Genomic DNA, 8,616 nt, shown 5'->3' with positions numbered 1-8,616 from the left:
TCGGCGCCGGATAAATATTTCATCGACTGCTTGTTGCGGTGGGAAAAATCGGAAGTCACCACACACACTTCGTCTTGTTTTTGCTCAAAATACGTCCGAAGCATGCGGACTCGATCAAAATAGGTGTCAAACGCGCAGACAATCGCGACTTTACTCATGGTTTCCTCCTTTCTGTTTTTTCAATCGACGATTCAAAATCGACGATTTGGTACGGGAACGAATACCGGGACAGCGCGGGATCAATCACAAGCGATCCGAACACTTTTTGAAAAAGAGTCTTTTTGCGATTCATCGCGATCCATCCGTTCATCCCTTTGATCCATACGATTGGATGCTTATGAACGCGGGCGATTTGCCGGACAATATCCGTGGTGGAAACGATTTTTTCGTTTTGAGGCAAAAAAATTCCCTCCGCGTTTGTATCCACGATGCCTTGCAAACACGCGCAGAAATTATCGACAAACAATACGCTTCGCTCATTATAGATGTTTGGAAAGAGTGGTGTCACGCAAGAAAACCGGGAAAGCTTTTGATAGTTTCCTTTCGATCCCGGGCCATAAATCATAGGCGGGCGCACAATGGCGACATGGAAGTTTGAATCCGCCAAGGGAGCGATTCCCTCTTCCGCTTGTTTCTTGCTGTCACCATAAAAATTATCCGGCTCCAGCGGCGTTTCTTTTTTGATAAGCGTATGATGGCTTCCATACACAAGAACGGAAGACATAAAAATAAATTGGCGGCATCCATCCGCTTTGGCTTTTCTGGCCACCTCAATCGCCAAATCGCGGTTGACGGCGTAGTAAAGCGCTTCTTCGTCCTTTTTCGGATTGGAATGCGCCAGTCCGGCCATATGCACGACCGCATCGTATCCGGAAAACGAATTTTGCTTCCACTGCCCGCGCACGCGAATCAAATCCACTTGGTATCCTTCTTTTTGCTCTAAAAAAGCTTTGCATTGATTGGCCAAATACGAATGGCTGCCTGTAATTAAAATCCGCTTCATGATCGTTTTCCTTCCTGCACGCCATCGTGACGAAGCACAGAAAAAATCGTAGCGAAAAAGATCCGGGTATCCTCTCCAAAGGTAATATGGCTCGCGTATTTTCCATCCAGGCCGGCTTTCACTTCGATTTCAAGCTCGTCGCGGCCGGAAATTTGTGCCAGCCCGGTTAATCCGGGACGAATTCGCGAAGAGCCATTTTCATCGCGCAAGGCGATCAAATCAAATTGATTCCACAAGGCGGGGCGAGGACCGACGATGGCCATATCTCCCGAACAAATATTGAACAGCTGCGGCAGCTCGTCCAGGCTCGTCTTGCGCAAAAAGCGGCCAACTGGTGTAATAAACTGGTCTGGATTTTCCAGCAAGTGCGTCGGCATATCGGTTGGCGTGTCGGTTCGCATCGTTCGAAATTTATAAATCATAAAATGGGTATCGTCTTTTCCAACCCGTTTTTGGCGAAAAAAGACCGGCCCCTTGGAAGTGCATTTAATAAGAATGGATAAAAGGATCAACACGGGCGAGAGCACGACAATTCCCAATACGCTCAACGCAAAGTCAATCACTCGTTTCAAACAGTTTTGATACATACGATTCCTTTCTGAATTCCCGTCTATTCTATCATAGTTAGACAAAAAGAAAAAAGCCCATTCCTAGGAATGCGCGTTTTTCACATAGATGACGATAAAATTTAGATTTTATAAGAAACAAAGCTCCATTTTCCAAAGAACGCTACTGCATACGTTTCGACATCGTTTGCGGATCGTCTTTAATCAGTGTTAGAAGCTTGGCCTTGATGAGCGCGGTATCATCCGTTTTTGAAATCGTTTCGTACAACGCGTCCAGTTTTCGATCCATTTCCTCTTGCGTGATTTGAATCGGTTCATGAACGAAAATCAGCCGGTTATCGGTTCGATGACATTTTTCAATTTCAAGCGCGAGCTCTTCGAACATTTTTTCGCCAGGCCGCAGCCCGACTTCCTTGATTTCGATTTCCTCGTATGGCTTGTAGCCGGCCAGATGAATCATCTTTTCCGCCAGTTCCAGAATTTTCACCGGCTTGCCCATATCCAGCACAAAGATCTCGCTTTGATTGGCGTAGTAACCCGCTTGTAAAACAAGCTGCGCCGCCTCGGGAATCGTCATAAAATAACGCTGAATGTTGTAGTCCGTCACCGTGACCGGCCCTCCCTGCCGAATTTGTTCTTTAAAAATCGGAATCACGGAGCCGCTGGAACCGAGCACGTTTCCAAAGCGAACCGCCGCCATTTTAATTGGCGAATCTTTGACATTTCTGGACTGCATGACGAGCTCTGTCATCCGTTTGGTCGCGCCCATCACGTTGGTTGGATTGACCGCCTTATCCGTGGAAATCATGATAAAGCGCTTGACATCGTAGGCGATGCAGGCGTCAATCACGTTTTTCGTGCCAAACACGTTGTTGCGAATCGCTTCCATTGGCCGGTCTTCCATTAGCGGCACGTGTTTATGGGCGGCGGCATGATAAACGACATCCGGTTTGTAATCCCGCATAAACTTAAACATCTCTTCCCGTTCCCGTATGGAAATAATGAGGGAAACGAGTTCCACGTTTTGCGAGATCTCGCCAGCTCTCGCTTTCCGCATGAATTCCTGTTTCAGCATATAAAGCGTGTTTTCGTTGATATCAATCATAATCAGCCGTTTGGGCGCGAAGCGGATGATCTGGCGGCAAAGCTCCGATCCAATCGAACCGCCCGCTCCGGTGACACAAACGACTTGGTCGTTTAAATAGGCGCCAATTTCCTCCGTTTTCAAATCCACGGTATGCCGGTTGAGCAAATCCTCAATTTGGATCTCGTCGACACGAATTCCCTCGTGTTCGTTTTCGAGAGAAAAGCGCATGATTTTCGTGATACAAGAAGTATTGGCGCAAAGCTCGATGATCCGCTGTTTGTTTTGCTCATCGATTCGACTGATCGCGATAAACAGGCGGGTCACGCCGTTTTCCTTGGCGATGCGGTCGACTTCGTCAATCGTTCCCAGCACTTTTTTACCGCCGACCAGCGTCCCTTTGGGCTTGTAGTCATCCAAATATCCCACCACATTGTAAGGATATTGCGTACCGCGATAAATCTCGTTCACCATCATATAGCCGCCGTTTCCGGCGCCAATCACGAGCGCTTTTTCCGAGCGGTCCACATTCATCATATATTGGTGGAACTCCCGATAAAGCAGTCGAATCGCCAACTGGATAATGTACGCTAAAATCTCGGAAATAATAATCAGGGATGGATGGAACAAGTGCATAGTTTGGGTGAAAATAAGCATGATCACCATACAGACAAGCGAACTCAATCCAATTCGAATCACGTCTTGCGGCCCTGTATACGTCCAAAGCGTCTTCGGGGTGGAAAAAAGCATCCCAACGCCAAGATGGAGAACGAGCACGAAAATCATGCCGTAAATAATGAGATGCGTAATATGCAGCAGTCTTCCGTCCAGAAAGAAATTGTTGTCCATGAAGAACGTGAACACATAACTGCTAAAAACAATGACTAAATCCAGCAACATAATGATCGCGTTGCGGTATTTTTGGTAAAGTTTCGTTTGATAAATCGTATCCATACCTTTCATTATACACATTCAAAGCCGTTTTAAAAATCAAATTATAAGAAACGGCGGCTTATTGTCCTTCCTCGCCCGCCTCTCCGGCTTTGAACGCTTCTAAAAACTTTTGGGCCGCTTTGGAAAACGCCTGGTATTTTTTCCATACGAGAAACAAGGGGGCTTCCAGCTTTGGCTCAAAAGGAATAAAAACGAGGTCTTCGTGAGATTGCTGGAGTCCATCAATCGATAGCGCGTATCCCAGTTTTTGTTCTACCATAAAACCGGCATTGTAAAATAAATTGTACGTAGCCACGATATTCAAATCTTTTTTCTCTTTGCCCAGCCAGTCATGCAAAATTTGTTCCCGCATTCCTTGTCGGGAAGTGATAAGCGGCAATTCACAAACTTGTTCTTTGGTGATATACGGCAAAGAAGCCAACGGATCGTCTTTCCGGCAAATCAATCCCCAAATATTTTTATAGCGCAGCGGATACGTTTCCATTTTCGAAAAATCCAGCTTCCCGACAAACAAACCAAAATCGTACAACCCTTTCTCCACCGATTCCCGAATATCAAGTCCGTTCCCTGAATGAATATGAAAATGAATATCGGGATATTCGTCGTGTACCTTTTTCATTGTCGCAATTAATTCTTTCATCCCTGTCGTTTCTCCGCATCCAATGTGGATATCACCTTTTAAATCATAATCTTGAACTTCTAAATCAACGAGCATTTTATCCGTCAAGTCCACGATTTCCTGGGCGCGTTTTCGAAAATACATTCCATCTTCGGTCAGCGTAATTTTGCGGTTTCCACGAATAAACAGCGTTTTTCCCAATTCCATTTCCAGCTCTTTCATTTGTTTGGATAAAGAAGGCTGGGAAATATGGATCAAATTGGCCGCTTTCGTTAAATTTTCCTCTTGCGCGATGGCTAAAAAATAGCGCATAACCCGAATGTCCATTCTTCTCTTTCTCCTTCTATTCTTTTTAGCTATATTCCATCATAAACAACAAGTATTCGCAATCCTGAAGTAACTTCCATATACTTGTTCATGGAGGGGTTGCAATATGCGGGAGCAATATATCAAGGATTGTCTAAAAGACGGTGGCTGTAGCGAGGAGGAGATCAATGCGTGTCTGTGCGACCGCAACAGGCAGCGCCGCATCGCTTCGATGCGGGCCAAACAGCTTGAAATCGTCCATCAGGAGCAGGCGAAACTGGCTTGTATTGATCATTTATGCCACGAACTGCGAAAGGAGAAACAACATGGAAATTATAAAAAATAAAAACTTTGACGAGGAGCGTTCGCTCTATCATATCATGAACGCGAAAATTGAAAACTGTACCTTTGCCGGGCCAGCCGACGGCGAGTCCGTTTTAAAAGAAGCAAGAAATATCGAAGTGGTCGACAGCCGCTTTTCTCTCCGTTATCCTTTATGGCATGTGGATGGCTTTGTATTGAGTCATTCCACACTGGATGAGAAGACCCGCGCGCCGATTTGGTACGCGAAAAACGGAAGTATCGTGGACTCTTCCATTCACAGCATCAAAGGGGTTCGGGAATGCGACCACATCACGATTCGAAACTGTGACATTGCGTCCAATGAATTTGGGTGGAAAAGCCATCATATCGAGATGAAAGATTCAACGATCGCAAGTGAGTATATCTTTTTGGACAGTACTGACGTTTCTTTGGAAAACGTGCAAATGAAAGGAAAATACTCTTTTCAATATATGGAAAACCTCACGATTGAAAACTGTATTCTGGATACGAAAGACGCCTTCTGGCATTCAAAAAACGTCACGGTGCGCAACAGCGTTGTGAAAGGCGAGTATTTGGCCTGGTTCTCCGATGGTCTGACGCTTGACCACTGCAAGATCATGGGAACCCAGCCTTTGTGCTATTGTAAAAATCTGACACTCATCGACTGTGAAATGATCGACACGGATCTTGCGTTTGAATATTCAGACGTTTTGGCGACTGTTGTTTCTTCTATTGATTCAATAAAGAACCCTCGTTCGGGAAAAATCGTCGCGAAATCAATCGGAGAGATCATTCGCGAAGGATCCATTATGAAAGATACGTGCGAAATCGTAACAGAGTGATTGTTCTCTAAAAAAAGCATCGCCGGCGCGAAAGCCAAAGCGATGCTTTTATTCTTTATAAGTCCGATTTGAAATAATATACCTTGGCCTATGTTTTGTTTCAAGATAGGTTTTTCCTACATATTCCCCGATCACACCCAAAGATATTAGTTGAATTCCTCCAAGCAAGCACGTCACAATGATAGAGCTTGTCCAGCCGGACACCACCGTACCGTGAATCAAAGAAATCAGCGCGTAAACAATCAATAAAAAGCTGATGATTGAAAATGCGATGCCTATTCCGGTAACAATTCGAATCGGCTTAATGCTTAAACTTGTGATTCCATCAAAGGCAAGCGCGAGCATCTTTTTTAAAGGATAATGACTTTCCCCCTTCAATCTCTCGTGCCTTTCATAATAAACGCTTGTACTGTTAAATCCAACCAACGGAAACATCCCTCTTAAAAAAAGATTCACTTCGTTAAAATTCGAAAATTCTTCCAGAACTTTTGCGGACACCAAGCGATAATCCGCATGATTGTACACCACTTCTCCTCCGAGTTTATTCATTAGCTTATAAAAACCTTCCGCTGTTGTTCGTTTAAAAAAAGTATCTGTGTCTCTTTTTGAACGCACCCCGTATACGATATCGGCTCCTTTGTGATAGGCTTCCACCATCTCGTCCATGGCGTTTAAATCGTCTTGCCCGTCACAATCAATCGAAATGGTGATATCGCATAAATCTTTTGCTTCCATCAGTCCGGCCAGCAACGCATTTTGATGGCCCCGATTCCGGCTTAATGAAATCCCCTCAATCTTTTCTTCCTGATTCGCAAATTCTTGAATCAAATTCCATGTTGAGTCCCGGCTTCCATCATTGACAAACAAAATACGGCTTTGTTCGCTTACCTTCCTCCTTGCGATCAGGTGATTTAATTTGTTTAAAAACATAGGCTTTGTGACAGGTAGCACTTCTTGTTCGTTATAACATGGAATCACGATGTATAAAACTGGCTTATCCATTTTCTTCTCCTTTATTAAAAACCCTCGTCTGGAGCGGAAGATCCTTTTTCCCATATAAATTGTAGTGAAGAACCCCTTCTCCACGATTATAATTTTGCGAAGCAATCAAACGATACTTTTCAAATGGAAGATCGGAGTCATACGAAATAAAAAAATCCACTTCTCCATTTTCTAAAATCTGCTTTTGTTCTTCAATCATTTCCGGAAGAGGAACATTGAATTTGCAATAAAACCGATTGGTCGGCGAAATATCCGCGTATAAATTGAAACCGCTATCCAGCATTTTATAATTCAACAAAGTTGGATTTTCAATTTGGTTCATAATTTTGGCAAATTGATATTGTGGATATTCCTCTGCTGGTTGATTGATATACGCCGTGTTGCGGCTTGTCAAAAACATAAATCCCACGCATCCACACAAAGTCAGACCTGTCAAAATAAACGGGTTCAAAGGCTCCGTCCATTTTCGAACGATAGAGTACCCATAAACAAGACCCGGAAACATAAACAGCCCTAAACAAGAATAATAATACGGATAATACCGTCCGCCGATGTAAGTAGAGAAAATTAATCCTAGAAAACAACACAAATATCCTAGAAATTCTCTGAGAGAAGTTTGAAAATACATCCAGACAAAGCTGAAAAATATAAGAAGGCTCAGCCAAAAATTTTGAGTCACATTCATTTTCAAAGCGCGGAGGACAGTCATGAAAAACATTTGATCCGCTGCTTTTGTCGTATATAGAAAAATATTGTCATAGAAATAAACTTCCCATAAATAGCGCAGGGCGTGGTTCCATACAAAGTAGACGAGCACCGGCAAAGAAATCATAAAAACGCCGAAAGCAATCCAGCCAATGGATCGCAAAATTTCCTTCCATTTCTTTCGTTTCACCATAAGCACGAATGGAACGATGTACCACCCTAAATAAAAGCCAAGCATTGTGTATTTTACCCATAAAATAAAACCAGATGTCATTCCAATCGCGAAATATTCTTGTTTCGAAGGCAGGCTGTTTTCTTTTAAACAATTTAGAAGAATGTACATGCCGTAAATCAAAAAAGGCGAGCACAATTCTTCCGCGTTGTCACCGTACCAAAAGCAATAGGAAGCGACATAAATCGCAAAGCCGATCGGGATTCCAATCAAGGATATCCAGTCATTTTTAACATACAATCGAATGATTTTCCTTCCAATCATGAGAAAAATCCAGTTTACGACAACTTCAATCCAAAATACCCCTACCATAGAGGTGGAAGAAATTAAAGAAGCGATCCCATGAAGAAGGAAGATATAGGGTCCTTTTTGCTCGAAAATGTCTTTGTATAAAACATTTCCCTGCATGACGCTTTTTCCCACGCTAAAAAAGATATTGGGATCGGAAGAATCGTTGATTGTGTACAGCCAGGAGCTTCTAGAACACAAAGCGGTAAACAGAAACGCAACCACCAATAAAAAAACAGAGAGAAATCCCTTTCGAAATGTAAAGACGCGGATATTTATTTTTTTTGCGCATTCGCTGATACAGACAAAAATGCTAAAAGAACTCAGCAGCAAAACGAAAAAAGCGAAATGATGGATCGAAGTCATTTTCTGGCCATAAAAAACTTCATAAAGGACTATTAAAACGCTTCCTGTCCATAGCGAATTCACAATCAGTTCTCTAGGATGCAAAGAAAGCCGGATTTTCCATCGCCTTCTGTAAACCGTATAGTAAATAAAGTAAAGAGCCATAAGAAAGTCCAAGAAAATCACGACCGGTTTGAATGGAAGAATCCATAGTAATAGACAAAACAGACTAAATGAGAAGATAAAATTGTATTTATAATCTATCTTATTTGACAGCATCAAAAAAACTCCCTTCCAACATATCGTCTTTATCATTAAAAATATTATATTCAAAAGAAAGGCATCG

General features: G+C 43.0%; 8 protein-coding genes. 2 read left to right on the top strand and 6 right to left on the bottom strand.

From position 1 onward, the window contains the following. Window positions 1-154: 154 nt before the first annotated feature. The 4 genes from ABNS49_RS10410 to ABNS49_RS10395 all read right to left on the bottom strand — a co-directional run bounded on the left by ABNS49_RS10410 (window position 155) and on the right by ABNS49_RS10395 (window position 4,553). Window positions 155-1,003, bottom strand: coding sequence for an NAD-dependent epimerase/dehydratase family protein (locus tag ABNS49_RS10410; RefSeq protein ID WP_290092112.1), 849 nt, complete (start codon window positions 1,001-1,003; stop codon window positions 155-157). Further along, a complete protein-coding gene (locus ABNS49_RS10405) occupies window positions 1,000-1,590 on the bottom strand; it encodes a sugar transferase (protein ID WP_135979421.1) in 591 nt (196 codons plus the stop codon). The genes ABNS49_RS10410 and ABNS49_RS10405 overlap by 4 nt, the downstream gene beginning before the upstream one ends. Before the next feature lie 142 nt (window positions 1,591-1,732). Next, the gene (locus tag ABNS49_RS10400; RefSeq protein ID WP_348688179.1) at window positions 1,733-3,607 is read right to left on the bottom strand and encodes a nucleoside-diphosphate sugar epimerase/dehydratase; all 1,875 of its coding nucleotides are present in this window, start codon (window positions 3,605-3,607) and stop codon (window positions 1,733-1,735) included. A 58-nt stretch (window positions 3,608-3,665) separates the two neighbouring features. Then, complete coding sequence (locus tag ABNS49_RS10395) at window positions 3,666-4,553, bottom strand: LysR family transcriptional regulator (protein WP_135979422.1); 888 nt, start codon at window positions 4,551-4,553, stop codon at window positions 3,666-3,668. A gap of 106 nt (window positions 4,554-4,659) precedes the next feature. Here ABNS49_RS10395 and ABNS49_RS10390 point away from each other — a divergent pair, with 106 nt between their 5' ends. Together ABNS49_RS10390 and ABNS49_RS10385 are read left to right on the top strand one after the other, a co-directional pair. Then, window positions 4,660-4,878: a hypothetical protein gene (locus ABNS49_RS10390; RefSeq protein ID WP_135979423.1), complete on the top strand. Its 219-nt coding sequence runs from the start codon at window positions 4,660-4,662 to the stop codon at window positions 4,876-4,878. Further along, the gene (locus ABNS49_RS10385) at window positions 4,859-5,698 is read left to right on the top strand and encodes a DUF3737 family protein (RefSeq protein WP_135979424.1); all 840 of its coding nucleotides are present in this window, start codon (window positions 4,859-4,861) and stop codon (window positions 5,696-5,698) included. Before ABNS49_RS10390 ends, ABNS49_RS10385 begins: the two co-directional genes overlap by 20 nt. Window positions 5,699-5,746: 48 nt before the next feature. Here ABNS49_RS10385 and ABNS49_RS10380 read toward each other — a convergent pair whose 3' ends face one another. Together ABNS49_RS10380 and ABNS49_RS10375 are read right to left on the bottom strand one after the other, a co-directional pair. After that, a complete protein-coding gene (locus ABNS49_RS10380) occupies window positions 5,747-6,700 on the bottom strand; it encodes a glycosyltransferase family 2 protein (protein WP_135979425.1) in 954 nt (317 codons plus the stop codon). Beyond that, on the bottom strand, window positions 6,693-8,354 hold the full coding sequence (locus tag ABNS49_RS10375; RefSeq protein ID WP_135979426.1) for a hypothetical protein: 1,662 nt from the start codon (window positions 8,352-8,354) through the stop codon (window positions 6,693-6,695). The genes ABNS49_RS10380 and ABNS49_RS10375 overlap by 8 nt, the downstream gene beginning before the upstream one ends. Window positions 8,355-8,616: the final 262 nt, after the last annotated feature.

The sequence above is a fragment of the uncultured Dubosiella sp. genome (assembly GCF_964018005.1).
Lineage (GTDB): Bacteria > Bacillota_I > Bacilli_A > Erysipelotrichales > Erysipelotrichaceae > Dubosiella > Dubosiella muris.
Note: the sequence above shows the minus strand (reverse complement) of the source record. Positions and strands in the feature narration are given on the sequence as shown.

Excerpts from the sequence above, each read along its gene's own strand:
- ABNS49_RS10410 (WP_290092112.1), bottom strand. The coding sequence starts at position 1,003 with ATGAAGCGGATTTTAATTACAGGCAGCCATTCGTATTTGGCCAATCAA.
- ABNS49_RS10405 (WP_135979421.1), bottom strand. The coding sequence starts at position 1,590 with ATGTATCAAAACTGTTTGAAACGAGTGATTGACTTTGCGTTGAGCGTA.
- ABNS49_RS10400 (WP_348688179.1), bottom strand. The coding sequence starts at position 3,607 with ATGGATACGATTTATCAAACGAAACTTTACCAAAAATACCGCAACGCG.
- ABNS49_RS10395 (WP_135979422.1), bottom strand. The coding sequence starts at position 4,553 with ATGGACATTCGGGTTATGCGCTATTTTTTAGCCATCGCGCAAGAGGAA.
- ABNS49_RS10390 (WP_135979423.1), top strand. The coding sequence starts at position 4,660 with ATGCGGGAGCAATATATCAAGGATTGTCTAAAAGACGGTGGCTGTAGC.
- ABNS49_RS10385 (WP_135979424.1), top strand. The coding sequence starts at position 4,859 with ATGGAAATTATAAAAAATAAAAACTTTGACGAGGAGCGTTCGCTCTAT.
- ABNS49_RS10380 (WP_135979425.1), bottom strand. The coding sequence starts at position 6,700 with ATGGATAAGCCAGTTTTATACATCGTGATTCCATGTTATAACGAACAA.